Origin of the sequence: Blastomonas sp. CCH9-A1 (genome assembly GCF_001557175.1) — a bacterium.
GTDB lineage: Bacteria > Pseudomonadota > Alphaproteobacteria > Sphingomonadales > Sphingomonadaceae > Blastomonas > Blastomonas delafieldii_A.
In genome coordinates, this window is sequence record NZ_LSHM01000030.1 from 247,236 (window position 1) to 273,007 (window position 25,772).

At 63.3% G+C, this 25,772-nt stretch carries 22 protein-coding genes and 1 pseudogene; 14 read left to right on the top strand and 9 right to left on the bottom strand.

The window, feature by feature from the left end; all coding sequences use genetic code 11:
* Window positions 1–9: 9 nt before the first annotated feature.
* Together AX725_RS21780 and AX725_RS21785 are read right to left on the bottom strand one after the other, a co-directional pair.
* Entirely contained in the window at window positions 10–312 is a 303-nt protein-coding gene (locus AX725_RS21780) for a TetR/AcrR family transcriptional regulator C-terminal domain-containing protein (RefSeq protein ID WP_502685933.1), read from the bottom strand.
* 138 nt (window positions 313–450) lie between these two features.
* A pseudogene (locus tag AX725_RS21785) lies at window positions 451–645 on the bottom strand (TetR/AcrR family transcriptional regulator); the annotation flags it as partial.
* 132 nt (window positions 646–777) lie between these two features.
* On the opposite strand from AX725_RS21785, the gene AX725_RS09070 reads away from it, so the two are divergent.
* Genes AX725_RS09070 through AX725_RS09085 form a run of 4 tightly spaced genes read left to right on the top strand, consistent with a single transcriptional unit; the run spans window position 778 to window position 5,044 of the window.
* Complete coding sequence (locus AX725_RS09070) at window positions 778–1,917, top strand: ABC transporter permease (protein WP_066114514.1); 1,140 nt, start codon at window positions 778–780, stop codon at window positions 1,915–1,917.
* Entirely contained in the window at window positions 1,914–2,621 is a 708-nt protein-coding gene (locus AX725_RS09075) for an ABC transporter ATP-binding protein (RefSeq protein ID WP_230962438.1), read from the top strand. Before AX725_RS09070 ends, AX725_RS09075 begins: the two co-directional genes overlap by 4 nt.
* Before the next feature lie 3 nt (window positions 2,622–2,624).
* Window positions 2,625–3,620 carry an efflux RND transporter periplasmic adaptor subunit gene (locus tag AX725_RS09080; protein ID WP_066114516.1) on the top strand — a complete coding sequence of 332 codons (996 nt, stop codon included), beginning with the start codon at window positions 2,625–2,627 and terminating at the stop codon, window positions 3,618–3,620.
* A complete protein-coding gene (locus AX725_RS09085) occupies window positions 3,617–5,044 on the top strand; it encodes an efflux transporter outer membrane subunit (protein WP_082737498.1) in 1,428 nt (475 codons plus the stop codon). The genes AX725_RS09080 and AX725_RS09085 overlap by 4 nt, the downstream gene beginning before the upstream one ends.
* Window positions 5,045–5,099: 55 nt before the next feature.
* Here the strand turns inward: AX725_RS09085 and AX725_RS09090 are convergent, their stop codons facing one another.
* The gene (locus tag AX725_RS09090; RefSeq protein ID WP_066114524.1) at window positions 5,100–5,372 is read right to left on the bottom strand and encodes a protein usg; all 273 of its coding nucleotides are present in this window, start codon (window positions 5,370–5,372) and stop codon (window positions 5,100–5,102) included.
* 280 nt (window positions 5,373–5,652) lie between these two features.
* Here AX725_RS09090 and groES point away from each other — a divergent pair, with 280 nt between their 5' ends.
* Both groES and groL read left to right on the top strand, forming a co-directional pair.
* Window positions 5,653–5,967, top strand: a complete 315-nt coding sequence (groES, locus tag AX725_RS09095) for a co-chaperone GroES (protein WP_066114526.1) — start codon at window positions 5,653–5,655, stop codon at window positions 5,965–5,967.
* A 59-nt stretch (window positions 5,968–6,026) separates the two neighbouring features.
* Window positions 6,027–7,646 (top strand): chaperonin GroEL, encoded by a 1,620-nt coding sequence (gene groL / locus AX725_RS09100; RefSeq protein WP_066114529.1) that lies wholly within the window; start codon window positions 6,027–6,029, stop codon window positions 7,644–7,646.
* Window positions 7,647–7,912: 266 nt separating this feature from the next.
* On the opposite strand, the gene AX725_RS09105 is transcribed toward groL, so the two are convergent.
* The 3 genes from AX725_RS09105 to AX725_RS09115 form a co-directional block, all read right to left on the bottom strand.
* Window positions 7,913–8,785, bottom strand: a complete 873-nt coding sequence (locus tag AX725_RS09105) for a hypothetical protein (protein ID WP_156442013.1) — start codon at window positions 8,783–8,785, stop codon at window positions 7,913–7,915.
* On the bottom strand, window positions 8,782–9,438 hold the full coding sequence (locus AX725_RS09110) for a hypothetical protein (protein WP_155645755.1): 657 nt from the start codon (window positions 9,436–9,438) through the stop codon (window positions 8,782–8,784). Before AX725_RS09110 ends, AX725_RS09105 begins: the two co-directional genes overlap by 4 nt.
* 682 nt (window positions 9,439–10,120) lie before the next feature.
* Window positions 10,121–11,131, bottom strand: coding sequence for a serine hydrolase domain-containing protein (locus tag AX725_RS09115; RefSeq protein WP_073976455.1), 1,011 nt, complete (start codon window positions 11,129–11,131; stop codon window positions 10,121–10,123).
* 156 nt (window positions 11,132–11,287) lie between these two features.
* Here AX725_RS09115 and AX725_RS09120 point away from each other — a divergent pair, with 156 nt between their 5' ends.
* The 5 genes from AX725_RS09120 (at window position 11,288) to AX725_RS09140 (ending at window position 18,563) form a co-directional block, all read left to right on the top strand.
* Entirely contained in the window at window positions 11,288–12,016 is a 729-nt protein-coding gene (locus AX725_RS09120) for a GntR family transcriptional regulator (protein ID WP_066114537.1), read from the top strand.
* A complete protein-coding gene (locus AX725_RS09125) occupies window positions 12,013–13,326 on the top strand; it encodes a hypothetical protein (protein ID WP_155645754.1) in 1,314 nt (437 codons plus the stop codon). Before AX725_RS09120 ends, AX725_RS09125 begins: the two co-directional genes overlap by 4 nt.
* Before the next feature lie 96 nt (window positions 13,327–13,422).
* A complete protein-coding gene (locus AX725_RS09130; RefSeq protein WP_082737499.1) occupies window positions 13,423–15,669 on the top strand; it encodes a TonB-dependent receptor in 2,247 nt (748 codons plus the stop codon).
* 54 nt (window positions 15,670–15,723) lie between these two features.
* Window positions 15,724–17,271 carry a carboxylesterase/lipase family protein gene (locus AX725_RS09135; RefSeq protein WP_066114544.1) on the top strand — a complete coding sequence of 516 codons (1,548 nt, stop codon included), beginning with the start codon at window positions 15,724–15,726 and terminating at the stop codon, window positions 17,269–17,271.
* Window positions 17,272–17,333: 62 nt separating this feature from the next.
* The gene (locus tag AX725_RS09140) at window positions 17,334–18,563 is read left to right on the top strand and encodes a serine hydrolase domain-containing protein (protein ID WP_286131991.1); all 1,230 of its coding nucleotides are present in this window, start codon (window positions 17,334–17,336) and stop codon (window positions 18,561–18,563) included.
* Between the two features lie 410 nt (window positions 18,564–18,973).
* Here the strand turns inward: AX725_RS09140 and AX725_RS09145 are convergent, their stop codons facing one another.
* Window positions 18,974–19,915 (bottom strand): GlxA family transcriptional regulator, encoded by a 942-nt coding sequence (locus AX725_RS09145; protein ID WP_066114548.1) that lies wholly within the window; start codon window positions 19,913–19,915, stop codon window positions 18,974–18,976.
* Window positions 19,916–20,041: 126 nt separating this feature from the next.
* Here AX725_RS09145 and AX725_RS09150 point away from each other — a divergent pair, with 126 nt between their 5' ends.
* The 3 genes from AX725_RS09150 to AX725_RS09160 are packed head-to-tail and all read left to right on the top strand — an operon-like array spanning window position 20,042 to window position 22,216.
* The gene (locus AX725_RS09150; RefSeq protein WP_066114551.1) at window positions 20,042–20,842 is read left to right on the top strand and encodes an SDR family NAD(P)-dependent oxidoreductase; all 801 of its coding nucleotides are present in this window, start codon (window positions 20,042–20,044) and stop codon (window positions 20,840–20,842) included.
* A 43-nt stretch (window positions 20,843–20,885) separates the two neighbouring features.
* Complete coding sequence (locus AX725_RS09155) at window positions 20,886–21,650, top strand: SDR family oxidoreductase (protein ID WP_066114553.1); 765 nt, start codon at window positions 20,886–20,888, stop codon at window positions 21,648–21,650.
* Between the two features lie 38 nt (window positions 21,651–21,688).
* A complete protein-coding gene (locus tag AX725_RS09160) occupies window positions 21,689–22,216 on the top strand; it encodes a carboxymuconolactone decarboxylase family protein (protein WP_066114557.1) in 528 nt (175 codons plus the stop codon).
* 170 nt (window positions 22,217–22,386) lie between these two features.
* Here the strand turns inward: AX725_RS09160 and AX725_RS09165 are convergent, their stop codons facing one another.
* Together AX725_RS09165 and AX725_RS09170 are read right to left on the bottom strand one after the other, a co-directional pair.
* Window positions 22,387–25,209: a relaxase/mobilization nuclease domain-containing protein gene (locus AX725_RS09165; RefSeq protein WP_066114559.1), complete on the bottom strand. Its 2,823-nt coding sequence runs from the start codon at window positions 25,207–25,209 to the stop codon at window positions 22,387–22,389.
* Window positions 25,206–25,709, bottom strand: coding sequence for a hypothetical protein (locus AX725_RS09170; RefSeq protein ID WP_066114563.1), 504 nt, complete (start codon window positions 25,707–25,709; stop codon window positions 25,206–25,208). Before AX725_RS09170 ends, AX725_RS09165 begins: the two co-directional genes overlap by 4 nt.
* Window positions 25,710–25,772: the final 63 nt, after the last annotated feature.

Genomic DNA, 25,772 nt, shown 5'->3' on the forward strand with positions numbered 1-25,772 from the left:
GTTGGCACCCTAGACCCCGTATGCTCTCAGGAAAATCCGGGTGCCGTGGCGTACCTTGGCATCGAGTTCCTCGTCCGACAGGCGCTGGCGCACGCCGAACTTGAGTTCGACATCGGCAAAGCCCTTCCACAAGGCCATCAGGTCTTCGGCCGCCTGGACGCTGTCCTCGAAGTCGACCTGCCGATCCGACCGCGCCTGTTCGAGGATTTCCGCAAGCCTCGTCCGGCATTGGCCGGGCCCGGCATCGAAGAAGCGTTGCGCCATTTGCGGATGATGGGCGAGTTCCTGCGGCAGCATGCGATCGAGCGCCACATGATCGGATGCGAACAGGAAATGCAGCAGGCTGCAACCGAACGCGTCCAGCCTTGCCGCCAGATCCCCGCGCGGCACGGAATCGTCCATCGTCGCGGCGGCGAAATGGTCGGTCTGTTCCTTCACCACCTGCTCGAACAGCGTCTCCTTGTCGGTGAAGCGGTTATAGATGGTGACCTTCGAGACGCCCGCGCGCGCGGCAATATGTTCGATCGTGGCAGCGTTGAAGCCGCGCTCCAGAAAGGTGTGCAGCGCCGAGTGCACGATCGCCTCGTGCTTGGCCGGGTCGCGCGGCCGCCCCGCCCTGCTGGTCGTCCGTTTTTCACCCGCCACTACCGATCATCCCACAAGCTTCTGGCAGCCAACGAAAAACTAAACGTTGACGTTCATTAAATAGGTTATATTTTGAACGCCAGCGTACAGCATGATTCGCTGTTTGCAAGCTTTCCTGAGGGATTTCCGCGCATGATGTGGATCGCGATCCGGATGCTGACGGGCGACCGGGTGAAATTCTATGGGCTGGTCTTCGGTGTCGCCTTCTCGACGCTGCTGATCACCCAGCAGCTGACGATCTTCGTCAACCTGCTGCTGCGCGGCGCGGCGGCGGTGCACGAGATACCCAGCGCCGACATCTGGGTGATGGACCCAGCCGGGCGGACATCCGATGTCACCTTGCCCATGCCATCGACCGATCTGCAGCGCGTGCGCGGGGTGCCGGGCGTCGACTGGGCGGTGCCGCTGATCCGCTCCGGCGCCAATGTGCGCACGCCCGACGGCGCGCTCGAACCGGTGACCGTGATCGGGCTCGACGATGCGACACTGACAGGCCTGCCGCGCAAGCTGCTGATGGGGCAACGCGAAATGCTGTTCGAGCCCGACGCGGTGTTCATCGACGCTGTCGGCGCGCGCAAGCTGTTCGGTGAAGACGCTGCCGCGCTCGGCGTCCGGCTCGAACTTAACGACCAGCGCGCAGTGATCCGCGGCCTGGTCGATGCCGAGCCGACCTTCACCTCGGGCGTGATGCTCTACACCCGCTATTCGAATGCGCTCAACTACGTGCCGGGCACGCGCAACCGGCTGTCGTTCGTGCTGGCCCGATCGGACGCGGGCGAAGACGCGGCCACTGTGGCGCGCCGGATCGAGGCAGTGACGGGCCTGCGCGCGCGCACGTCGCAGCAGTTTGCCGATGACGGCGTCGATTACATCATCGACAATACCGGCATTCCGATCAATTTCGGCATCACCGTGGCGCTCGGCGTGATCGTCGGCATTGCCATTGTCGGCCTGACCTTCAGCCTGTTCATCCGCGACAATATCAAGCAGTTCGGCGCGCTCAAGGCGATCGGCGTGACCAATGCCCGCATCCGGCAGATGGTCGTCGCGCAGTCCGCGCTGGTCGCGCTGACCGGCTATGGGCTGGGCCTCATCATGGCGGTCGCGTTCCTCGAGATCGGTGGATATTATTCGGACGCCTTCAAGGGCTTCTACACCCCCTATCAGATCCCGCTGATCGCCGCGGCGGTCGTCGCGCTGATGATCCTCATCACCGGCTTTGTCGCGCTGCGCCAGGTGCTGAAGGCCGAGCCGGCGGAGGTGTTCCGGTGAGCGAGGCCTGCGCCATCCATGTCGAGCATGTCGTCAAGGATTTCCCGATGGGCGACGGCCATCTGCGCGTGCTGCACGACATCAATCTCGATATTCGCTCGGGCGAGCTGACCTATCTGGTCGGCGAATCCGGGTCGGGCAAGACGACGCTGATCTCGATCATCGCCGGCATTCTCTATCCGACCGAAGGCAGTGTCAGCGTGTTCGGCACCGATATCTACCGGCTGACCGATACCGAGCTCGTCAGCTTTCGCCTGAGCACGATCGGCTTCATCTTCCAGCAGTACAATCTCATCCCGTCGATTAGTGCGGCGGCCAACGCAGCGGTGCCACTGATCGCGTCCGGCGTGCCCCGCAAGGAGGCGATCGAACGCGCGCGCGAACTGCTGCACCAGCTCAATATCGGAGACCAGTGCGACAAACTGCCGCGCCAGCTTTCGGGCGGGCAGCAGCAGCGGGTCGCGATCGGCCGGGCGCTGATCCATTCGCCGCGGCTGGTGGTGTGCGATGAGCCCACCGCCGCACTCGATGCGCGCTCGGGGCGGCGGGTGATGGACCTTTTGCGCGAGGTGGCGCTCGTCACCGACCGCGCGGTCGTCGTCGTCACCCATGACAACCGCATCTTCGACCTCGCCGACCGCATCCTCGCAATGGAGGACGGCCGTATCACCCATGATGGCAAGCACATGCCCAAGGACCATTGAACCATGGCCAATCTCAGCTTCTCCCGCCAGATCCTGCCCGCGCTGGCTGTCCTGTGCATCCTGGTATCCGCGATCTTCGTCGCGCGCAGCCAGCCCGATCGCGCGCTCGCTCAAGTCACGGAAACGCCTGCCCAGGTGCCCCCGGAGCAGAAAGGCGGAACAGTGGCCGGCGCGGGCGTGGTCGAGCCGTCCAGCGAGCTGATCGAGATCGGCGCGTTCCTGCCCGGCGTGGTCGAGCGGGTCCATGTCCGGGCCGGCGATCAGGTGGCAGCGGGCCAGCCGCTCTTCTCGATCGACAGCCGCGATGCCCGTGCCGCCCTGGCCGAGGCCGAGGCGCGGGTCGAGCGGCTGCGGGCGAGCGTGGCGGCGGCCCAGACGTCCGCATCCATCGCAAGGCGCCAGCTGGGGCTGTACGGCGATGTGAATGACGATCGTGCCATCTCGCGCCAGGAGGTGATAGAGCGGCAAGGCAATGCGCAGACAGCTGGCGCGCAGCTGGCCGTTGCGCGAGCAGAGATGCGCGAGGCGCAGGCGCAGCTGCAATCGGCGCGCGTGACGCTCGACCGGCTGACCGTGCGCGCACCGAGCGCCGCGCAGGTGCTGCAGGTACGCACGCGCGAGGGGCAATATGCGACCGCCGGGCCTGCACCGGGCAACAGTTCCGACCCGCTGATGACGCTCGGCGTGACAAGGCCGCTGCACGTCCGCGTCGATATCGACGAGAACGAGATCGACCGCACCGCCATCGGCCGCGATGCCGTGATCAGCCCGCGCGGAAATGCCGCAGCCCGCGTCACCGCACGCTTCGTCCGCGCCGAGCCGCTGGTCGTGCCGAAGCGATCGCTGACCAATGCCTCGACCGAGCGGGTCGATATCCGCGTGCTGCAGCTGATCTATGCGCTGCCCGAGCAGGGTCATCGACTGTTCGTGGGGCAGCAGGTCGATGCGTTCGTGCCGGCCCGCACATCGGGCACCGGAAAGAAGGCCGCCGCCCGATGAGCCGCCCTTCCGCATCCTGGATGCTGCTGACGGCGACTGCCATCGGCCTTGCCGCCTGCGCGCCGGTCGAACGGCCCCAGGCGGCGTCGTCCGTCCCGCTGCCGGAGAGCTTTGCCCTGCAAGGCCCCCGGCCCGACACCACCACGACCACGGCGCTATCCTCGCTGTTGCCGGTCACCGATCCCGGCTTTGTCGCCCTGCGTGATCAGGCGCTGGCGCAGGCGCCCGATCTTGCCGTAGCAGCCGCGCGGGTCGATGCAGCACGAGCCGGGCTGCGCGGGGCACGCGCAGCACGCCTTCCGGACGTCAGCGCCAGCGGCGGAGCCTCGCGCGAACGTATCAGCGCCGCCCAGTTCGGCGCGCTGCCGCCCAACATCCAGATCCAGCAATATCAGAGCAGCTTCAACGCCGCGGTCGATGCGAGCTGGGACCTTGACCTGTTCGGGCGTTTGCGCGCCAGCCAGCGGGCCAGCGCCGCGCGGCTCGATGCGGCCACGGCGGATGCTGCTGCGGTGCGGCTGGCGCTGGTGACCGATATCGCAGCTGCCGTCACGGATTTCCGGGAGATCGAACAGCGCCGCCTAGTGATCGGCGACGACCGCGACAGCGCGCAACAGCTGGCCCGATTGACCACAGAACGCGTGCGCGCGGGGCTCGCCCCGGCCTCCGATGCGGTGCGCGCCCGTTCGCTCGAGGAGCAGGCTGCGGCGCGTCTGGACGCCATCGATGGCGAGCGTGCCGAGGTGATCGGGCGGCTCGTCACACTCACCGGTCTGCCGGCCGATGCCGTGCTGTCGAAGCTGGCCCAGCCGGTGCCAACCGAGGATGCCGCTGCCCAGCCGGTTGCTGCCATTGCGACGGCGGCCCTGCGCAGCCGCCCCGATGTGGTCGCCGCTGAACGCCGTCTGGCTGTTGCCGATGCCGAGATCGCGGCAGCGGCGGCAGAGCGTTTTCCCAGTTTCAGCCTCACGGCGGGCCTGGGGTTGATCTCGCTGGCGCTCGGCGATCTGCTGACCCAGGACGCAATCATCGGTTCGCTGGGCGGCGCGATCTCCGGGCCGTTGCTGGATTTCGGCCGTGTGGGTGCGCGTATCGATCAGCGTGAGGCCGAGGGGCGGGAGGCCTTTGCGAATTACCGCAAGACGCTGTTCACCGCTCTAGGGGAAACCGAAGCAGCGCTGGGCGGCCTCGACGCGGCAAGGCGTAACGCACAAGGCCTTTTGCGCCAGTCCGAACTTGACCGGGCCGCAGCGGAGATTGCGCGCGAGCGCTACCGCCTGGGCCTTTCAACCTTTCTGACCGTTCTGGAAGCGGAGCGCGTCCGGCTTGCATCGGCCGAGGCAGCGGTCAGTGCACTGGCCAGCGCAAGGCGGCAGGGCATAGCGCTCTATCGCGCAGCGGGCGGCGCAGACGCTGCACCGTGATCAGGCGAACGCGGAATTTGTGCGGCTGGCCCTGCACCGCGTTCGCCCGCCGCCGCTATTGAATGCAGCGGACAGCGTCGGTTGGTCTCCAGGTGCGCGGCCCCATATTGCGGTCATTGGCGATCGTCACGGAGTGCAGCACCGCCTCGATATCGCGCCGCCACGTGTCGAGGAAGCGGCGCAGCCCGGGATATTCGGGGGCTTCGTCATATTGCTGCCAGACGAACAGCTGCAGCAGCGAAGGATGGTCGGGCAGATAATAGGCGATCTCCACGGTCGTCAGGCTGTAGCCCAGAAGCTGCAACCGAAAATCCTGATCTCCCGCCATGGTGCGTTCTCCCGATGCTGTTCAGATGGCCTTTGCGAATAGGGACGAAAATCGTGGGCATATTTCTTTCGAACAGCGGGCCGTGTCAAGGACGCTTGCAGCGCAAATCCCTTCTATCCCATTGATATGATGTAATTTGCTGGCACTCGCTGGCGGTGAGTGCTGAAAATTTGAGTGGCCCTCTTGAACTGCCCCGACAGGCTTACAATTTTGCCGCTCGCCTCCTGCTGGTGTCTCCGGGGGAGGCTTCCATCAACGTTTTTGCAATTGGAGGTTATGCATGCATTTCCGTCCCTTGCACGATCGCGTGCTGGTTCGCCGTATCGAGGCCGACGAGAAAACGGCCGGTGGCATCATCATTCCCGACACTGCCAAGGAAAAGCCACAGGAAGGCGAGGTGGTCGCCACCGGCCCGGGCAGCCGTTCCGACAAGGGCGATCTGATCGCGCTGGAGGTCAAGCCTGGCGATCGCATCCTGTTCGGGAAATGGTCGGGAACCGAGGTCAAGATCGACGGCGAGGATCTGCTCATCATGAAGGAGAGCGACATCCTGGGCGTGGTCGAGACCGTGGCCGAGCTGAAACAGGCGGCCTGACCTTTCCCGTCGTCATTTCCATGTGTTCAACCGAAATCTGGAAAAGGAGGTAGGCCATCATGGCTGCCAAGGAAGTAGTGTTCGCAGAAGACGCGCGCGCCCGGATGCTGCGCGGCGTCGATATCCTGGCCAATGCGGTCAAGGTAACCCTCGGCCCCAAGGGCCGCAATGTGGTGATCGAGAAGAGCTTCGGGGCTCCGCGCATCACCAAGGATGGCGTGACCGTCGCCAAGGAAATCGAGCTCAAGGACAAGTTCGAGAACATGGGCGCGCAAATGCTGCGCGAAGTTGCCAGCAAGCAGAATGACAAGGCCGGCGACGGCACGACCACCGCCACCGTGCTGGCCCAGGCCATAGTGCGCGAAGGCGCCAAGGCGGTCGGCGCTGGCATGAACCCGATGGACCTCAAGCGCGGCATCGATCTGGCAGTCAGGACCGTGGTCGCCGATCTGGAATCGCACGCCAAGAAGGTCGTGTCGAACAGCGAGATCGCGCAGGTCGCGACCATCTCGGCCAATGGCGATCAGGAGGTCGGCCGTATCCTCGCCGAGGCGATGGACAAGGTCGGCAATGAAGGCGTGATCACGGTCGAGGAAGCCAAGAGCCTCGAGACCGAACTCGAGACCGTCGAGGGCATGCAGTTCGATCGCGGCTATCTCTCGCCCTATTTCGTGACCAATGCCGAAAAGCTGCGGGTCGAGCTGGAAGACCCGTACATCCTGATCCACGAGAAGAAGCTGTCTAGCCTCTCACCGATGATCCCGCTGCTCGAACAGGTGGTGCAGTCGGGTCGTCCGCTGCTGATCGTCGCCGAGGATGTCGAGGGTGAGGCGCTCGCGACATTGGTGGTCAACCGGCTGCGCGGCGGCCTGAAGGTCGCGGCCGTCAAGGCTCCGGGTTTCGGCGATCGTCGCAAGGCGATGCTCGAGGATATCGCCATCCTCACCGGTGGCAATGTGGTCAGCGAGGAGCTGGGCACCAAGCTGGAAAATGTCACCATTCCCATGCTCGGCCGCGCCAAGAAGGTCATCATCGACAAGGACAACACCATGATCGTCGACGGCGCCGGACAGCGCAGCGATATCGATGGCCGCGTGGCGCAGATCCGCGCGCAGATCGAGACCACGACCAGCGATTACGACCGCGAAAAGCTGCAGGAGCGCGTCGCCAAGCTCGCCGGGGGCGTGGCGGTGATCCGCGTTGGCGGCGCGACCGAGGTTGAGGTTAAGGAGAAGAAGGACCGGGTCGACGACGCGCTCCACGCGACGCGTGCGGCGGTTGAGGAAGGCATCTTGCCGGGCGGCGGCATCGCGCTGCTGCGCGCCATCAAGGCGCTCGAAGGGCTGAAGGCGGCCAATGACGACCAGCAATCGGGCATCGACATCGTCCGCCGGGCTTTGCGCGCGCCTGCCCGCCAGATTGCGGAAAACGCGGGCGAGGACGGCGCGTTCATCGTCGGCAAGCTACTCGAGGCCAACGAATACTCGCGCGGCTTCAACGCGGCTACCGGCACCTACGAGGACCTGGTGGCAGCGGGCGTGATCGATCCGGCCAAGGTCGTACGCACCGCGCTGCAGGATGCTGCGTCTGTGGCGGGCCTGCTGATCACGACCGAAGCGATCGTGACCGAAGCGCCGAAGGAAGAGCGCGCTGCGGCCACGCCGCCAATGGACTTCTAATCGGATGCACATGATGGGTCGGGGGCAGCTCCCAGTCTGCCTCCGACCCAAGCCCGAATGATCATGAGCGCCAGGACGAATAGCGGAATTCGCTCAAGGCTGATGCTGCTCGACGGGCGCACTGGTCGTTTCATCAGAAGATGTCGACAGATTTTGGCTGATAGGCGGAAGCGCTCCAGCCGGCCTCAAAGAACGTTTGCGGCGATTGGCATCGGCAATCGAGAATGAAGCCTGACTCGATTTCCAGTCCGCGATGCAGATCCCCATCAGCAGCGTCCGCTGCCGCAGCGGTGAAAGTTATCCCAGAACGCCCGATCACGCTGACGCTGCTCGTTGCTGCGATTGTCGCCTGAACGGATGGCCCCAATCCCGCTGAACGGGATGGGAATGGGCTCGCGCCGCTGTGAAGCGCGCGCGGCCATTTCGGCCTGTTGCCGCCGCTGTTCCTCGGTCAGACAGTTTTGTGGATTAAGACGGCAGAATGCCACTTCCCAGCTGTCATCCACCATCAACTGCATTGCGGCCCGCGCATCAGGCCGGATGATTTCCGAGAGGGTCGCAGGGCTGGCGATCCGGCTGCGCAGCGAGTTGATATACACGAACTCATAATAGGTGGGTGCTTCCTCGATATGGATCAAACGGCCCCGTACCCGTTCGTCGAGGTACAGCTTGGTGCGGCGCAGATCGCGGCTACCGGGCTCGATTTCGCGCATCGCGGTCGTGCGATAGCCACTTCCCATCGTTGCCGCGCCATCTACGATCCGCTCTAGCAGACCGGAAAAGTCATCGAAAATAGGGCTTTTGGGTGTCCAGGGGCTGACAATCTGCGGCTTCAGCGCCGTGATGCGGCACATGGTTTCCGGCCCGCCTTCCGGATCCTTTCCGTAAAAGGCGGTAAATAGGATCGTCGTATTTTGCTCCTGCCGCATGTAAAGTGTTTCGGAATTGGGCGCGAGCCGGAAGCCGTTTTCTTTCAGACGCGTCGCAAGATTGCCCTGTTCCTCGCCCTCCCAGCACATGTTGAAGCTGCCCAGAACCAGCTTTTCCTTGATGCTTAGTGCCTGCGCATAGGCGGGCGCGGCACTGCCGAGCCATGCCGCCGCCAGCATACAGGCGGCCTTGGCAATGCGCTGAATCACCGCGGTGTCCGTGCTGCTGTGGTCAGGCGGACCGCAGCCAGTGCCTGCTTTTCCACCCAACCCTTCTGCCCCGGTTGCGCACCGCAGAACACATCCAGCAAGTCCGTGCCGTCAGAAACCAGCACATGCCGAACGAAAACCTCGCGGTCGACCCCCAGCAGCTCGAAAAGCTTGCCCCGCTGGTCGAACGTCACCGCCTGAACTGGCGTGCCGTTCACCCCACCGGGCGAAGCGAGCGCGACAACCTTTTGCGACAGGACCGGCGATGCACCGTCTGCAACCTGCGACACATAGGCACCGGAATCCCGCACCAGCGCAGCGGGTGCTTCTACTATCGCATTATCGCCGAGCGACCTGAAGGCTCCACGCACCAGCATGGCACCGCAAATAATCTGCGGCTGCCCGGGATAGGAGAACCAGCGGTCGCGCCCCAGAGCATCGCCATGCGGTTCAGTAAGCGTTGCGGGATAGACGATTTGCCAGCGCCCCTCGGGATCGGTAAACACCGCGTCCTGCCAGACATTGGGACCCTTCTGGGTTATTATCTGCCCCCATTGGGTGCGCGACGGTACTGGCCAGAGCGCTTCACCTGTTGCAGGTGCCTGAATGGCAGGCCTACCAGCCGAGTCGTCGAGATCGAACTTCTTCTGCAAGGCCGACCCTGACGACGCCAGTCCCACCAGGCATGATGTCGCGCTTAGCGCGATAAACGAGCGTTTCCATTTCCGATCTGTTATGCGTGCCACGAAATCCAATCCCTGCATTTTGCCATTTCGCCCCCGACACACTGTGCAAAAGTTTTGCCGCGTTAGGTCGGGTCCGTCAACGTGGTGAATGTTTTGGTTGACGCGCCCGCTATATTGTCAGGCGACGTTGCGTGAAGTCGGTTGTGGCCGCGCCTTTACGATCGTTGGATCTGGGACAAAAGCTAGGCGACTGCGCCGTTTCACGGCGCGCTTTGCCTCAGATGCACGTCCGGTATCGCCGATTTGCCGTCTAGCAGCAGCGGTGTCGCCAGGAGACTCGTCCATAGTCATACGCCTAAGGCCGGGTTGGCCGATTGGAGAACGCTCGGCAAGCCTAATCGCGCGACGCCTTTCGATCCAGATTCGGTCGCTCACGGCTTTCACAGCAAACGTCAGCTCCCGACAGAAGCCGCCGGATTGAGGTTGCGCGGTCAAATGCATGATAGACGCCCCCATCCAAGCGTTCGTCAAAATGACTGGCACGCAATATCGGTGGTCGCACTATCGCAAACGACTATATGCGGGGTCCATCTTCCCCGGAAATCCTGAGAACGAGCATCGCATCATTAGTTTATGGCGCTAGGCAAGGTCAGGTACCCAGAAGCAATCTGAGGAACCGCCGGTCGGACCAGCCGCTCGGCTTTCCGCTTAGCATATCCGCCATGTTGAGCTTTGCCTGCCGCACGATGGTCAGTTTGCGCGAGGGGATGACGTACAGCCGCTGGTCGCCTGCCCCTGCTGCCACCACCATGTCACGGGGAAGCTCGGGGCCTGCCTTCGTAATGTCGGTAGCGGCGGTAATGGCGTCCTGGGCAGGGGTGGCGCGCGGAAGCCACCAGGTGAGGCCATAGGCAGGGTTGGGCGTGCTGCCGTCGAACAGTGCGCGCAGGGCAGCTTCGTCGACCAGCCTCTTTCCATCCTGCATGCCGCCTGCGCGCACGAACTCGCCAAGCTTTGCCCATTGCTCGGCGCACATCACAACGCCCTGCGGCATCAGCGGCTGGCCGTCCGGTCCATTGCGCCAATCAGCTACCATCACGCCCAGAGGTTGCAGCAGGCGCCGCTCGGCATAGGCGCGGGGGTCGTCACTCTGGCCTGCAGCGGCAAGCTTGCGCTTCAAAATCTCGCCGAAGATCTGCAGCGGTGTCGGTCCGTATTGAAAGGCTGCGCCCGGTTGCTGCGTCAGCGGCACACTCAACGATTCAGTATAGCTCAGCGGCCGACCGACGGCAGAAGGGTGCCCGCTGGTCATCGACAGCAGGTGCCGGATCGTGATTGCGCTCTTTTGCGGGACGCCGCGCCATTCGGTGATCGTGGCGGCGGCTGGCTCGTCGAGGGTAAGGAGGCCGTCCTGCACGGCCGCGGCTGCCACCAACCCAATCAAGCTCTTGGTGCCGGACCACAATTCGTGCGGCAGTTCCACGCCAGGCGAGGCGCAAACAGCGCGACCGTCTGCCAGCACCAGCACCGCGACGCCGCCATGCGCTTTTGAGTAGGCGATGGCAGCATCGCATCCAGGGATGGTTGGCGCTGAGGCAACCGCCTCCTGCGGAGCAAGCCATACGGCTGTCACCAGTGCCAGTGCCCGCCAATGCCTCATCACAGGAAACTCCTCTGTCAGCTGCTCTTGTCATTGCATATATTATCGATAATAATATGTTTGACAACGATCGATTGCCAGCGGTTTCAGCATGGCTAGGATGTTAATGTCGTTTGCTTCCTGAATTGCTCCAGCTTGAAAGCCATGACCGCCCGAATGACTGATGAGGAACCCCCCCCTACCCAGGACCGGGTCATTGCGCGACTGCTGACCAACGACATCGTCGAATGGCGAATCGCGCCGGGCACCTGGCTGCGGGAGCGCGAAATCGCGGCGAGATTCGATGTCTCTCATGCTCCGGTACGCGAGGCGTTCCGCCATCTGGCGCGCATCGGCCTGGTCAAGGTGGTGCCGTGGAGGGGCACGTTCGTGATCGATGTCGACGACCATGCCGCCAACGAGGTGTACGAGCTGTGGAAGGCTCTTTTCGGTGTGGTCTGCCGGTTGGCAAGCCAGACAATGAGTGACCGTGATGGCCGCGAACTGATGCACCGGCTGGTCGAGTACAAGGACATCACCCAGCGGTCGAACAATACGTTCGAACATATCCGCGTCTCCAATCGCATCGGTCGATTCATTGCCCGGCGCTGCAACGCGCCGCTGGCGCTGGAACTGCTCGACCGGGTCGCGTTGCTCGCGCGCTGGCAGCACAATGTCTACACCGAAACCTACCTGACCGAGCATGCCAGTGAGGCCGGAAAGCAATCGGCGGTATTGTACGAAAAACTCTGTCGCCATATCGTGGCGCATGAGGCGGATGCGGCCGACGCGACCGCACGTGAGCTGATCGGCGTTACACAGGCGAGCTTTGCCGAGGCACTGCAGGAATACAAGGACCGCAGGAGTAAGGCCAGGCCCGCGCGGCGCCGGAGCAAACCGGCATGAGCCATAGCGACATGCGTCGGCGAGCCGTGTTGAAGACAGGGCTTGCCGTCCCGCTTGCAGCTCCCTTCGCCGTGCCAGCCGCCGAGACGCTGAGCAGTGCGCCGCTATCCGTCGAACGGCTGATGGAAGATGTGCGCACTTATGCCGCGGCAGGCAACAAGCAGTCTGGTGGCGCGGGGGATCGCTCGACAGCGGACTGGACGGCAGAGCGGCTGGCAGCATCCGGCTTTGCAGTTCAGCGGCAGGCGTTTGATGCACCGTTCTTTGAGCCTGGGCGCTGCGAGCTATTGCTAGGCAATGCCGCGATCCCGCTGATTGCGCAACCGCTCGTCGTGGCCACACCACCAGCGGGAACCAGTGCACCTTTGAGGCTGACGGATATTGGCGGCACGCTTGAAGGCAGCATCGCGGTGGTCCGTCTGCCCTATCGGCGCTGGTCGTCGCTGATCGATGCTGGGGTACGCAAGCCGGTTGCCGACGCGGTGGCGCGCGGGGCGGTGGCAGTCATCGTCGTCACCACCGGGCCGACCGGCGAGGCCCTGCTGCTCAATGCGCGTGGTGATTCCCCCTTCGCACCGGTCCCGATCGTACTGCTTGCGCCGCGCGAGGCAGGACCGGTCGTGGAAGCCGCGCAGGCCGGGCGTGCGGCGCTGCTGCACATTCAGGGGCAGGCGGGCCAGCGTCCGGCAGAGAATATCATCGGCCAGCGCACCGGTCCGCGCGCGCCTTGGGTCGTGGTTTCGACCCCGCGTTCGGGCTGGACCGATTGCGTCGGCGAGCGTGGGCCGGGGGTGGCTATCTGGCTGGCGCTGGCGCAGTGGCTGCCGCGCTACTTCGGATCATACAACATCCTGATGGTCAACAACTCGGGCCACGAGTACGAAAATCTGGGTGCCAGGCGCATGATCGAGACTTTTGGTCCCCCACCACAGCAGACTGCCCTTTGGCTGCACCTGGGTGCAAATGTCGCCACGCGCGACTGGCATGAATTGCCGGATCGGCTGCTGCCTCTGGCCAGCGCCGATCCTTTCCGCTTCCTGATGACATCGGACGATCTGGTCGCAAATGCGCGCGCAGCATTCCGCAAGCAGCCGGGGCTTGAGACGGCCTATTCGTCGGCAGAAGGTGCCGCGGGCGAGTTGCAGGAAATCGTCAAGGCCGGCTATCCGCGCCACGCAGGCATTTTTGGCGCGCATCGCCAGCACCATGCGGCTTCGGACACGCTAGACACGATCCTGCCCGATGCACTGCACGCTGCTGCGAGAGGTTGCTGCGCGCTAATCGCGTCTGCTCTCCAACCCAAGATCTAAGGCTCAAGCACGGCCATGCGGTTTTGGCCTTGACACCGATGCGCCTTATGCAGAGAATTATCGATAATAATAACAGGAAAAAATGGAGAGGGATCTATGAGGGGCACCGCGCACCTACTTTACTGCTCGGCGGCAGTCTGGACGGCGATGGCAACTCCGGCCTTTGCCCAGGCGGTGGATGATGAAGCCGAGGCGGCCACCCAGGACAGCGCGGCAGAGGCGAATGACGGCTCGATCGTGGTGACCGCACGCCGCCGCGAGGAGCGGCTGGCCGATGTGCCGAGCGCCGCTTCGGTGATCGATGCTGCATCGCTGTACGACCGGGGCGGTGCGGCCGGCAGCGGCGAACTGCTCGCCGATCAGCCCAGCGTACGCTTCAACAACCTCAATTCGTCGATAACGTCGGAAATCTCGATCCGCGCATCATCGACCGCGCGTGCCACCAACGGCGATCCCAGCATCGGCCTGTACCGCAATGGCGCGTATATCGGTGGCGGCGCGATCGGCGGGCGCAACTTCACCCGGCTCGACTTTCTCGACATTGGGCGCGTCGAGGTGCTGCGCGGGACACAGGGCGCGCTGTATGGCCGCAATGCGGTGGGCGGCGCGATCAACATCATCTCGGCTGCGCCCGAGTTCGACCTGTCCGGCTGGGGCAGCGCACGCTATACGTTTGAAAACAACGCCTTGCAGGTGCAGGGCGCGGTGAATGTGCCGGTGGCCGATGGGCTTGCGTTCCGACTGAGCGGTGAGTTGGTCGAGCAGGACGATGGCTTTTTCTACAACCCCGACAACGATGTCTATTTCGACCAGCAAAAGGGCCACGGTATGCGCGGCCAGCTGCGGCTAAACCGGGGCCCGGTCGATCTGACCATCCTGGCGGAAACCCAGTCCTTCACCATCCCCACGATCCATTATCAGATATTCATTCCGGCAGGCACACCAGGCTTTCCGGGTGGATATGTGCAAGATCGATTCAGTTACCCCTGGAACACCGCGCCGCGCGCCACCCAGGATGTCGATGGCTTGCAGGCTCTGCTGAAGATCGACCTGGGCGGAGCAGAATTGAGCGGGACGACATCGTACCGCAGACGTCATTCGGAATACGACCTCGATAATGACGCGATCAGCCCTGCTGAACTCGCCAGGGCGCGTGCGGTCGGGCAGATTGGTGCGGCCACGCCGCTGGACCCCAGCAGCGCCAGCTTCATTGTCGATACCACCGATATCTTCTCGCAGGATCTGCACATCAGCGGCAAATCCAGGCGGCTGACCTGGCTTGCAGGGGCCGACGCCTATATTCTAGACAGTGATTTTTCGGTTACCACCACCCGCACGCCGACGCCTGCCAATCCTTCGCCCGGCAACATTGCGCCCGCGCGGCTGAATTTTGAAAGCTACGCCGCGTATGGGTCGCTGGGCTATGACCTGACCGACAGCCTGAACCTCACCGGGGAACTGCGCTACACGCGCGACAGCCGCACGATCACTGCCCGGCTGGTCGATCTGGCGACATTGCTGCCCACCGGCGGTCCGTCCCGGATCATCGACGACAGTATCACGGCGGACAACCTGTCGTACAATGCAACGCTGGCATATAAGATCTCGCCGGACATCCTTGCTTACGGAAAGGTCGGCAGCAGCTATCGCGCGGGGGGATTCAACACCCGCCTGTCCGATCCCCGCGCGCCGCGCCCGGTCGAGGTTCTGTTCGGCAACGAGAAAAGCACGAGCTACGAGCTTGGCTTCAAGGGATCGCCGGTGCGGCGTGGATATTTCGCGATCGCCGGATATTTCAGCAAGCTGGAAGACCTGATCGCACAGGTCGATGATGGCTGCGCGCTGACCAACGCGGCTTGCCCGGTGGCCGCGGTCGCATATCTCACCAATGCCGGCGACGCTGAAAGCTGGGGCATTGAGGCAGAATACAGCCAGGGCTTCGATCTGGGGGACGGCTCCGGTCGGCTTGCGCTTAGCGGATCGCATCAGGGCGGGGAGGTGAAATCGGGCCGCTTTGTCGGGCTTGATCTGGCGCAGGTGCCCGACTGGCTGGCGTCGGCCAACCTCAACCTGCGCTATCCGGTCAGCCGCGATGTCACGCTGATCAGCAACGTGCTGGTGAACGGCCAATGGGGCGGCAAGCAGGAACTGACCGCGACCTCGGTCGATCTGGACGATTATGTTTTGGTCAACTTGCGCCTGGGCGTCGAGGTCGGCGGCTTCAGCATCAGCGCCTTTGCCAACAACGTGTTCGACAAGGTGTACTTCGTCGCACAGGCACCCACGATCAACCGCTACAGCCAGCCGCGCGTGTTCGGCGTGGAGGCCCGCGCCCGGTTCTGATCGCGACAGTTGATCGTCCGGTGGAAAGCCGGTCCAACATCAAGGCATGCACTTATGCGCCGTTTTACCTTCATCGCTGCGGCCCTGGCATGGCTTGTGCCGACCGGTGCCATGGCACAGCAGCCGACCGAGGGGCCGGTGGTCAAGGTGGAGCAAGGCCAGCTGGCAGGGGAGCGCGATGGGGAACTGGAGCGGTTCCACGCCATCCCGTTCGCCGCGCCGCCGGTCGGCCCGTTGCGCTGGCGTGCGCCGCAGCCTGCGCCGCGCTGGACGGGCATGCGCGATGCGTCCCGGCTGGGGCCGGCATGTCCGCAGACGATCCGGCCTGCGGTGGTGGCAGGGGGCGTTGCCGATAATCAATCCGAAGACTGCCTGCAGCTCAACATCTGGCGGCCTGCAGGCGCGCGCAAGCTGCCGGTGATGGTGTGGATCCACGGCGGTGCACACGTCATCGGGTCGGGAACATTCCCTGCATTCTATGGCACTGCGCTGGCTCAGCAGGGGGTCATCGTGGTGACGGTGAACTACCGCCTGGGCGCGCTGGGCTATTTCGCGCACCCCGCGCTCACACGTGCGGCCCCGGCTGGTGAGCCGACTGGCAATTACGGGCTGATGGACCAGTTGGCGGCCTTGCGATGGGTGCAGGCGAACATTGCCGCATTCGGTGGCGACCCGCGCCAGGTCACGTTGTTCGGCGAATCCGCCGGGGCGGTCGCGATCTCGACCCTGCTCGCCAATCCGCAAGCCAAAGGGCTTTTTGCGCGCGCCATCGTTCAGTCCGGGGTTGGTCTGGCGGATATGAAGACGCTGGCGGATGAAGAAGCGCGCGGGCTGGCGATAGCCGCCCGGGCCGGGGCAGATTCTTCCGCAACTGCGGACGATCTGCGCGCGCTGCCGGTCGAGGCGCTGGTAAAGGCTGGCGAGGTCCGCAAACCCGGGGGGATGGCCGGGCCGTTCATCGATGGCCGCCTGGTGCGCGAATCACCGTGGCGGGTCTTTGCCCGTAGTGAGCTGATCGACGTGCCGCTGCTGGTTGGCGCCAATAGCAACGAGGCCAGCGTCATCCTCGCTATGGGCGTGCCGCCTGAGGCTGCGCTGTTATACCTTGGCGATGATCCCGCCGTCGGGCGCGCTGCGTATGGGGCGGGATTGGCCGACGAGGAACTGGCGAGGCAGGTGCTGGGTGATGCCTGGTTCGTCGCCCCAGCGCGCTGGTTAGCGCAGCGTTCCGCCAAGGGCGCACCAAGCTACCTCTACCATTTCGATTACGTGGCTGAAGAGCGGCGGGCGCGGGCCAAGGGCGCGGCGCACGGGTCTGAAATCCCATATTTGTTCGGCACGCTCGATTATCTCGCGTCTGTCGCCGGGCCGGTCAGTGCCGCCGATCGCAGCTTTAGCGAAAGCATATCCGCCTGCTGGGTGGCATTTGCCAAGACCAGCGCGCCGGATTGCCCGCTGGCTCCTCAGTGGCCGCGATACGAAAGCGCGAGTGACCGCGCCGCCGTGTTCGGCCCGCAAACGGCTATCGTGCCCCAATTTCGCAAGGCTCAACTCGACCATCTGCTCAAGGTGCATGCGCAGCGGACGGGGGTGAACCCCTGACCGCAGCGGCCAGCTTCGCCTGCCAGCTATTGATAAACCCAAGCAAGCAAGGAGAGATGGACATGGCAAGGTTGAAGACGGGAGTGTGGCTGGCAGCAGCCGCGGCGAGCGGTGCGTTGGCGCTGGCGGCACAATCGCAGCAGGACGGGTCGGCAGGGTCCGGCGGGTTTCTGGTCCAGCTGCCGCCTACATCGCCGCAGCGATCGTCTGTTCCCCTGGTCGCCTCTCCCGCTTCCGCGCCGGCAGGTGTGTTCAAGACAGTCGGCGGTTTCACCTATGATTGGACCGCGCTTGAAGAAGCGATCATGGATGATGCACAGGTCGAGAACGCCTACATCATCGTCGGCAATGCGACGGACTCCGAGTATCTGTACGAGTTCGAGAAAGGCAGTTTCAGCATCGATCGGGTGACTCCCATTGCCTCGGCCTCCAAATGGTTCACCGGCGCGCTGGCGATGCGGATGGTGCAGGCGGGGCTGGCAACGCTGGACGATCCGATGCCTCCACCGTTGGTATTCTGGACGACGACCGGAACCAAGAAAGACGTCAAGTTGAAGCACACGCTGTCGATGACATCGGGCTTCAACGCCAATCCGCTCGTGGGCGGCTGCCAGCTGCTGCCCACCATGTCGCTATATAACTGCGCCAAGAGCATTCATGACCTCCGGTACGATGCCTTGCGCCCCGGCAATGCGCCTGGCGCTCAGTTCAGCTATGGACCCCATGGGCTGCAGGTCGCCGCAGCATATCTTGAGGCCAAGGACACGAGCATTGCGCCGGGTACATCCCCTGCACGACAGCGCAACATTCACGAACTGTTTGCCCAGCACATCACGACGCCGCTGGGGATGACCAGCACGGCCCTGTACGATCCTGCAGGGAGCGCGCCGACCAACCCTTGGATCGCAGGCGGAGGCCACTCCACCGCCCGCGATTATGCCAAGCTGCTGCGCGCGTTTCTGGGAGGTGCCTTCATCGTCGACATGGACACCTTCACGCAGCAGCGGACCGCCGGATTGACGCGCCTTTTCGTCCCCGGCAGCGCCTCGACCTGGGAATATGCTCTGGGCTCGTTTGTCGAATGCGACACGCCTGCGGCGTGCGCAACCTCGAAGATCAATTCGTCTCCGGGCGCTTTTGGCTGGACCGGCTGGATCGACCGGCAGACCGGCTACTACGCGCTGATCGCCACCGAAATATCCAGCGGCGGCGATGCCAAGGGCGTGGAGCTTGAACAGGAGATGCAAGGGTTGATCGAAGATGCAATCGAAAGCCGAGTCCCAGCGTCTTGAATGGTGCTCTAGCCCCCACCTGCTCGGTAGCCCAACGCTGGTGGGGGAGGCATCCGTCCTCTTGGGGCCGCGCATCGACTGCGATTGTCGAATGCCTCGAGGGTCAAGTGTCACCATCATGCGAGAACGGCCAGCGGAAGCAGTGCGTCGCGTCTTTGCCACCGCTCCCGTCGACCGCATAGCCAATTGACCGTCGGCGGCTGATAGGGCCTGCCATTCAGCAAGGCGCTAATGAATAGCGGAAACTGCCCAAAGCTGCGGCATTCGCGCTGGGCAGCAACCGACCCAGAACTGGCCAGAACGCAACAGACATCGGAATGGCAGCTTAACCCAAAACCTGCCTATGGTCTGATCAATGTTTGAGGGCCAAGCAGTCGCCAACTTGTTGGCAAGTAAGACAAATTTGGAGACTACAGCGCTTTGGCAAGCCTGCGCAGGGTCTGTGGTGGCTGGCCATACTGGCGCATGAACGCCTCGCGCATGCGGCGGATGTCGACAAAACCAGCCTCGCGCGCGATCTGGTCCATCGGGTGGCGGGTTTCCTCGATCATCAGCCTCGCGGCTTCGAGCCGCATCTGCTCGACCGCCTTGGCCGGGGTCTGGCCGGTTTCGGCACGGAAGGCGCGGGCGAACTGGCGCGGGGATAGCGCGGCGACTTCGGCCAGCTCCTCGACCGTCAGCGGATTGCCGAGATGGGCCTTGGCAAATATCACCGCCTTCTGGATGCGGTCGCTGCTTGGGGCGAGTTCAAGCAGTTCGGAGTGCTGCGACTGCCCGCCGGCGCGGCGGTGATGCATCACGAGCCGGCGGGCAATCGCCCCGGCCATGTCGCGCCCCAGATCCTTCTCGATCAGGGCAACGGCAAGGTCGAGACCCGCTGTCAGCCCTGCCGAAGTCCAGACCGCGCCTTCATTGATGAAGATGCGATCGTCCTCGACGCGGACATTAGGGAAATCCTCGCGCATCTGGCGGGCATAGGACCAGTGCGTGGTAGCGCGGCGTCCGTCGAGCAGGCCCATCTGTCCCAACAGGAAAGCACCGGTACACAGCCCGGCGACGCGGCGTGATTCGCGGGCCATGGTGCGCAGTGTCTCGAGCGTCGTCTCCTCCTGCGGGGGTGGGGGCAGAAGACCGGCGAGCAGCAGCAGGGTATCGACCGGGCCGACTTCGGCGAGGGGGACGGTAGGCACGGCAAAGCCGCTGGATGAAGTCACCGGCCCGCCTGCGACCGAGGCGATCGACAGGGTGTAATAGGCCTCACCCTTCACCGCATTGGCGAGTTCGAACGCGGCCTGCACGCCCAGCGCGAGGAACTGGAAGCCGGGGGTGAGCACCATGGAAACGTGCGGCATGCGGCCTCCGACAACTGATGGCAGTAAAACGTAGTTTCTACGTCATATCAGCCAAAGCACTTCGCGTCCATAAGGTCCGTGTCGAGAGCAATGGCGCTCTCACCGACATCAGGAAGGACCATGACCATGACCACGAATTCCAAGGGAACTGCTCTGATCACCGGCGCATCGACCGGTATCGGCGCGATCTATGCCGACCGTCTTGCCGCTCGCGGCTATGACCTCATCCTCGTTGCCCGCAACAAGGACAAGCTGCAGGCGCTGGCTGCGCAGATTGCCGACAAGACCGGCCGTGCTATCGAAGTGCTCGCGGCCGACCTCGGCAAGGATGACGATCTGGCCCGCGTCGAGAAGGTGCTGCGCGAGGATGCCAGCGTAACCGCGCTGGTCAACAATGCCGGGATCGGCACGCACACCACGCTGCTGGAAAGCGATGTCGAGAAGATGGCGGCGATGGTGCAGCTGAACGTCACCGCGCTGATGCGGCTGACTTACGCTGCGGTGCCGGGTTTCGTGGCGCGCGGCGCTGGCACGGTGATCAACATCGCCTCGATCGTCGCGGTTGCCCCTGAACTGCTCAACGGCGTCTATGGCGGGACCAAGGCGTTCGTCCAGGCCTTCACCACATCGCTCAACCACGAACTGGCCGAAAAGGGCATCCGCGCCCAAGCCGTGCTTCCAGGCGCCACCCGCACCGACTTCTGGGCACTGGGCGGACTGCCAGTGGAGCACCTGCCGAGCGAGATCGTGATGGACGCCGAAGACATGGTCGATGCCGCGCTGGCCGGCCTTGACCAGGGTGAAACGGCCACGATCCCGGCGCTGCGCGACATCGCCCTGTGGAACGCCTTCGAAGCGGCCCGTGCTGCGCTCGGCCCGCAGCTTTCGGCCACCCGTTCTGCCCCGCGCTTCCACGTCGCGGCCTGATCCCACGCTCCCGCAATTCTCTCAAGAAAAAGGACCATTCGACATGAAACTCACCGGCAACACCATCTTCATCACCGGCGGCACCAGCGGCATCGGCCGTGGCCTGGCCGAGGCGCTGCACAAGCTCGGCAATCAGGTGATCATCTCGGGCCGCCGCATCGCACTGCTTGAAGAGGTGACCGCATCCAACCCCGGCATGGCCTCGGTCCAGCTGGACGTGAACAGCCTTGAGAGCATCCAGGGCGCGGCCAGCGAACTGGTCGAACGCTTCCCCGACCTCAACGTGGTATTCAACAATGCAGGCTTCATGCCGTTCGACGATGTGAGCGGGCCGGTGGACGACGATCTGGCGCAGGAGTTGATTGCCACCAACCTGCTCGGCCCGATCCGGGTAACTTCTGCCCTGATCGAGCATCTGAAAACCAAGCCAGAAGCAACCGTGCTCTACACCAGCAGCGTGCTCGCCTATGTGCCGATCGCCAGCAATGCGATCTATTCGGCGACAAAGGCCGCGCTCCATTCCTACGCGCTGTCACAGCGGTTCCAGCTGCGCAAAACCGGCGTGAGGGTGCAGGAAATCGCGCCGCCGTGGGTCGACACCGATCTGATCTACAAGAGCGGCGATCCGCGCGCGATGCCGCTGGCTGATTTCATCGAGCAGACGCTGGTGGCGCTGGCAACCGATGCACCCGAGGTGATCATCGATGCCATCCGCCCGATGCGCGACAACCCTGGCGCGGGCGAACACGCCCTGTTCGAGGCCTTCAACCAGAGTCTGGTCAAAAACCCCATCCCGACCGGCGCCTGAGTGGCAGTCGGCTCTCTCGAGCAAGAAAGGAAATCATCATGTCGCGAATTACCCTCCCCGAAACGACCGCAGCTCCCGCGGGATCGCAGGCCACGCTTGATGCCATCAACGGCAAGCTGGGCCGCGTGCCCAACTTTTTCCGTGTCCTGTCCAATAGCCCCGCCGTGATCACTGCCCATGCCGCGCTCAACCAAGGCCTTGGCAAAGCGCTCGACCTCAAGACCCGCGAGCGCATTGCGTTGGCCGTGGCGGCGGTAAACGGATGCGAATACTGCGACGCGGCCCATACCTTCACCGGCTACACCCTCGCCAAGCTGAGCCGGGAGGAAGTGGAGCTTGCACGCCGGGGCACTTCGGATGATCCCCACGCCGCAGCCGCTGCTGCCTTCGCCCGCAAGGTAGCCGAGGCCCGGGGCAAGGTTACTGCCAATGACCTCGCAGCGATCCGCGATGCCGGGTTCAGTGAAGCGCAGATCGTCGAGATCGTGGCGGTAGTCGCTGAGAACTTCTTCACAAACCTGATCAATAATGTTGCCGGCACGGACGTCGATTTCCCCGCGATCTAGACCGCCAACCTCAATGCTGACAAGTTTGGCAGCCTTGTGCAGTTCGAAACCGCACAAGGCTGCGGCTTATTTAAGGACAGCTAACGGCAGCACCTGCCGTTGGTCGGATCATCCGCGAACGGCCGAAAAGTCCCAGTTCATGCCATTCAGATCCATCGGGCGACCGCAATCTACCGAGAGTGCCCTGGTGTCGCGTCTGGGGGCAATCTCCGGGCATCGGCTATGGCATGGGGCTGTTTTGGGTCCTGTCTGGACACCGGATCGACGAGATCCGGACGGCGCTCCTGCTGACTCGGTATTTGCTGCCGCATTGGCCCAGCGATCGATTCTGCGCCCGTGAGGGATCCTGGCGCACCGACCGCATATGATGACGACGCCACTGCCGGTGACGCTGATTGATCACCAGTGGATGCTGCGGCAATGACCGCTTTAGCCCAGCCCGGTACCAAACCTTGGCGCTCCGCCAAATCCGCCAGCACATCTTCGAGATACTCACCTCGGCTTTGCCAGACCGTCGCCTCGACTGACGGCGAATGCACCGCCAGCGCCCCCGCCACCCCCAAAATGGGATGCCCGCGTTTGACCAAAATCTGTGCCACTTCAAAGTCTATAGCCCGAAAATAGTCTTCTGGAGGGAGGCTCAAATCGATCGGCAGTTCGTCAATGATCTCCGCCCAGCATGTGACAAACTCTTCTCCAACGTCGGTCTGCGGGTCCCGTTTGTACAGGGCAATTTTCGCCTCGCGCCGCAGGGCCTTTACACCTTGCTCGGCCAGCGTGTCGCGCACGATCTGGTTGTCCATTGCAGCTAGAAAGATCGGCTTGGCATGATCCTTGGCCGGCGAGCGCGAAATTGCGATCTTCTCGATAACCTCGATTCCACGCCCGCCTCTTGCCAGTTCGAGAATCACCATAGTCTCGATAGCGACAAGGTCGGCACGTGTGATCGCCCGGTCGGTGGGGATCGTATTAAGGCCGACTGACCATGTATTTAGATACTCGCGCGTCGCAGCAGAATCGTTCTCACGATGGACGAGGGCGGCCCAAAGTGACGCTCGTTGCGCATGGACAGATGCGAGCGGATCTTGCGGGCGTTCAGGAACTGCTTGTGATGGTGTCCGGCCTGCCGGAGCGCAATCAGCATCGCTCTGACAGCGACTCTGCCCGTTAGGCTGCGGCTGGTGACGATGCTCGGCAATTGCTGCGTGTATTTTAGGTATGGCGTGCCCTGCTTGGTGGTTTTCAGCTTCAGCCCTCTCCCGCGCAATGCGCTCGCGTTCGTGGGCAAGGCGTTCTGCCTGCTCCCGCTTTAGCCGCTTGGATTCGAGATCCGCATTCTTCAATTCGGTCAACCACACCATGAGCGCGGCAACCTGTGCGAACCAGGCCGCAAACCGTGCACCCGCGCTTCTGGAAGAGTCGATGTGGCGTTTTTCGGACTGGAGCCTGTCGTGTTGAGCCGCAGCAGCAGCTTTTGTCTTGGCCTCAGCTCTTCGCCGCTCTTCGGCAATTTCGTGTGCCCGTCGCCTTGCGTTCCGCGCCCTGATTTCCTCCGCCGCAGCCTGCAGGGCTCTGGTTTGGGTCAGCAGGCTATCCCGAGCCGATTTGAGCGACTCGGTGCCCGTCAACAACTGCTGGTGAATTTGCGCGGCACGCGCCTTTAGCTCGGCGAGCGATTTTGAGAGCACCAAAGCCATCACCGCACAACGACGTCGCTGCGTTTCCGAAACTCGCGCGACAAGCTGATCTCGGACGCGCAAGGCGTCAGTGTTCCCGAGTTCTGCCTCGCGCTGAACAAAATCGGCAAAGTTTGGCTTGGTCCGGGCCGGGCCTGCTTCACGCAGGGCGAAGTCGAGTTCGGCTCTGGCTCTAAACAGCAGTTCGCGCTTGAGTTTGCATTCTGCGGCTTTCCGTCCCCGACTGCTCATATGATGGGCAAACGACCCGGTAAGCGACGACACTTCGATTCCGATAGCGCGCTGGCTGCGCTTGTACCGGTCAAACGCAGCTCGCCTTCGGCCGGCAGTCCGGTGCCACTCCTTGAGTTCGTGTCGAAACGAAACCTGGACCCGCCGCATAACCGGATCGAAGGTGTGTTCCGGCTTTGCCAAGGTGATCGGCCTACTGCCTCGCCCGGCGCAAAAAGCCACGAAAGTTTGATCGGCAGAGGCGTCGAGTTTCCTCATGCCCCCCAAACCGAAATCCGAGATTTTTGCGAAGTCACGATCGTTGGACATGCTGCAAACGCGAAGTCCACGCGCATTGGCGCCGGAGTTGAAAACCCGGATCTCGAGGCCGTGCAGTGCGAGGGCATCGACACGCCGCTGCCAGGTAGGATGGGTCAGAGCGCTCCGTACCTGTTCGAAATACCGGTCTTGCAGAGGAACTTGCCCCCGATGACGCAAGCGATCATCCTGCCAACGCTCGATCCTGGGCTCAATGGTTGCTGTAGCCCGTGGAGCGGATGACAGCCGCCTAAGCTCCCAACGTTTCTCCACCTGTCTCGCCAATTTCGACATGCGCCATGAAATATGGCTGTCCCAGGCTCTGCTCCGAACCGAGCCTGGGGGAAGCGTACTCGCCAATTCAGGACTGACCGCCTTCTTGAGCGCGCTGGACCAGAGGATACGGTCTGGTGCCTTGCCTTCGTCGTCTATTTCGCAGGCGGCGACATGAAGATGACCATCATCGTGTGCAACTGCCACATATGGACGACCGGCAAGGCCCGCGTCCCGGATCATCCATTCCGCGAGCTCCACGTTTTGCTCATCACTGATTCCTGTTTCGGCTCGCGCGATGAGGTGTACGACAGGTTTGGCGCGTTCCGGCGCCAACGCAGCGTTGTAGGCCATCTGCGCTGCTGCAGTGCGTTCATCGTACACGCCTGCCATGGCGATGATCCGAGCGTCACCGCGATGCCCATGCTGGCCGTGGCGCAGAAGATAGCGGAACAGCCCCTGGAAATCGCTGCCACGCTTGACCTTGATGATCACTGTCGCAGCGCCTGGAGCAAGCCATCGATGGCGGATGACAAGCGTGGCGAGACCTGGGCCTCTGTTTCGTCCAGCCTCTGCAGTAGGATAGCCATCAATTTGGGGAGCTCGTTTCTGACACGCGCCCTATGTTCCTCGGCAATAAAGACAGGATCGATGCGATCAAGCCATTCGACCATTTTCTTCAGACCCGCTCGCGTCTCGCGCAGGTCCGTGCCGATGTTGCCCAGTATCGCCAGGGCCTCCTGTCCACCGGGCATCGGCAGGCGCCTGAAGATGTCAGCGCCGGCTGCACAGGTTGGGTTCACTTTGCGGTCCGACCTGGCAGGCTGCATGGCAGGGATCAGAGACCGCAGCCATGCCTGCTTTGCGTGCGGCCCGTCGAAACCGGCCGCTGCAATATGAGTTGTCAGCGCCCTGTAGTTTTCCGCCGTGAGCTTCACCCGAAAATCCATCGGCTTGGGCCGGGCTGACTTTCCGGTCTTGGTTGCGCGGGTCATGCGCCAGGACCGGATCTGGGGTGGGCGTGGGAGGGGCCAAGCTCCTCCCGCCAAGGCAAGTCG

Excerpts from the sequence above, each read along its gene's own strand:
- AX725_RS09070 (WP_066114514.1), top strand. The coding sequence starts at position 778 with ATGATGTGGATCGCGATCCGGATGCTGACGGGCGACCGGGTGAAATTC.
- AX725_RS09080 (WP_066114516.1), top strand. The coding sequence starts at position 2,625 with ATGGCCAATCTCAGCTTCTCCCGCCAGATCCTGCCCGCGCTGGCTGTC.
- AX725_RS09085 (WP_082737498.1), top strand. The coding sequence starts at position 3,617 with ATGAGCCGCCCTTCCGCATCCTGGATGCTGCTGACGGCGACTGCCATC.
- AX725_RS09090 (WP_066114524.1), bottom strand. The coding sequence starts at position 5,372 with ATGGCGGGAGATCAGGATTTTCGGTTGCAGCTTCTGGGCTACAGCCTG.
- groES (WP_066114526.1), top strand. The coding sequence starts at position 5,653 with ATGCATTTCCGTCCCTTGCACGATCGCGTGCTGGTTCGCCGTATCGAG.
- groL (WP_066114529.1), top strand. The coding sequence starts at position 6,027 with ATGGCTGCCAAGGAAGTAGTGTTCGCAGAAGACGCGCGCGCCCGGATG.
- AX725_RS09115 (WP_073976455.1), bottom strand. The coding sequence starts at position 11,131 with ATGAGGCATTGGCGGGCACTGGCACTGGTGACAGCCGTATGGCTTGCT.
- AX725_RS09120 (WP_066114537.1), top strand. The coding sequence starts at position 11,288 with ATGACTGATGAGGAACCCCCCCCTACCCAGGACCGGGTCATTGCGCGA.
- AX725_RS09125 (WP_155645754.1), top strand. The coding sequence starts at position 12,013 with ATGAGCCATAGCGACATGCGTCGGCGAGCCGTGTTGAAGACAGGGCTT.
- AX725_RS09130 (WP_082737499.1), top strand. The coding sequence starts at position 13,423 with ATGAGGGGCACCGCGCACCTACTTTACTGCTCGGCGGCAGTCTGGACG.
- AX725_RS09135 (WP_066114544.1), top strand. The coding sequence starts at position 15,724 with ATGCGCCGTTTTACCTTCATCGCTGCGGCCCTGGCATGGCTTGTGCCG.
- AX725_RS09140 (WP_286131991.1), top strand. The coding sequence starts at position 17,334 with ATGGCAAGGTTGAAGACGGGAGTGTGGCTGGCAGCAGCCGCGGCGAGC.
- AX725_RS09145 (WP_066114548.1), bottom strand. The coding sequence starts at position 19,915 with ATGCCGCACGTTTCCATGGTGCTCACCCCCGGCTTCCAGTTCCTCGCG.
- AX725_RS09150 (WP_066114551.1), top strand. The coding sequence starts at position 20,042 with ATGACCACGAATTCCAAGGGAACTGCTCTGATCACCGGCGCATCGACC.
- AX725_RS09155 (WP_066114553.1), top strand. The coding sequence starts at position 20,886 with ATGAAACTCACCGGCAACACCATCTTCATCACCGGCGGCACCAGCGGC.
- AX725_RS09160 (WP_066114557.1), top strand. The coding sequence starts at position 21,689 with ATGTCGCGAATTACCCTCCCCGAAACGACCGCAGCTCCCGCGGGATCG.
- AX725_RS09170 (WP_066114563.1), bottom strand. The coding sequence starts at position 25,709 with ATGACCCGCGCAACCAAGACCGGAAAGTCAGCCCGGCCCAAGCCGATG.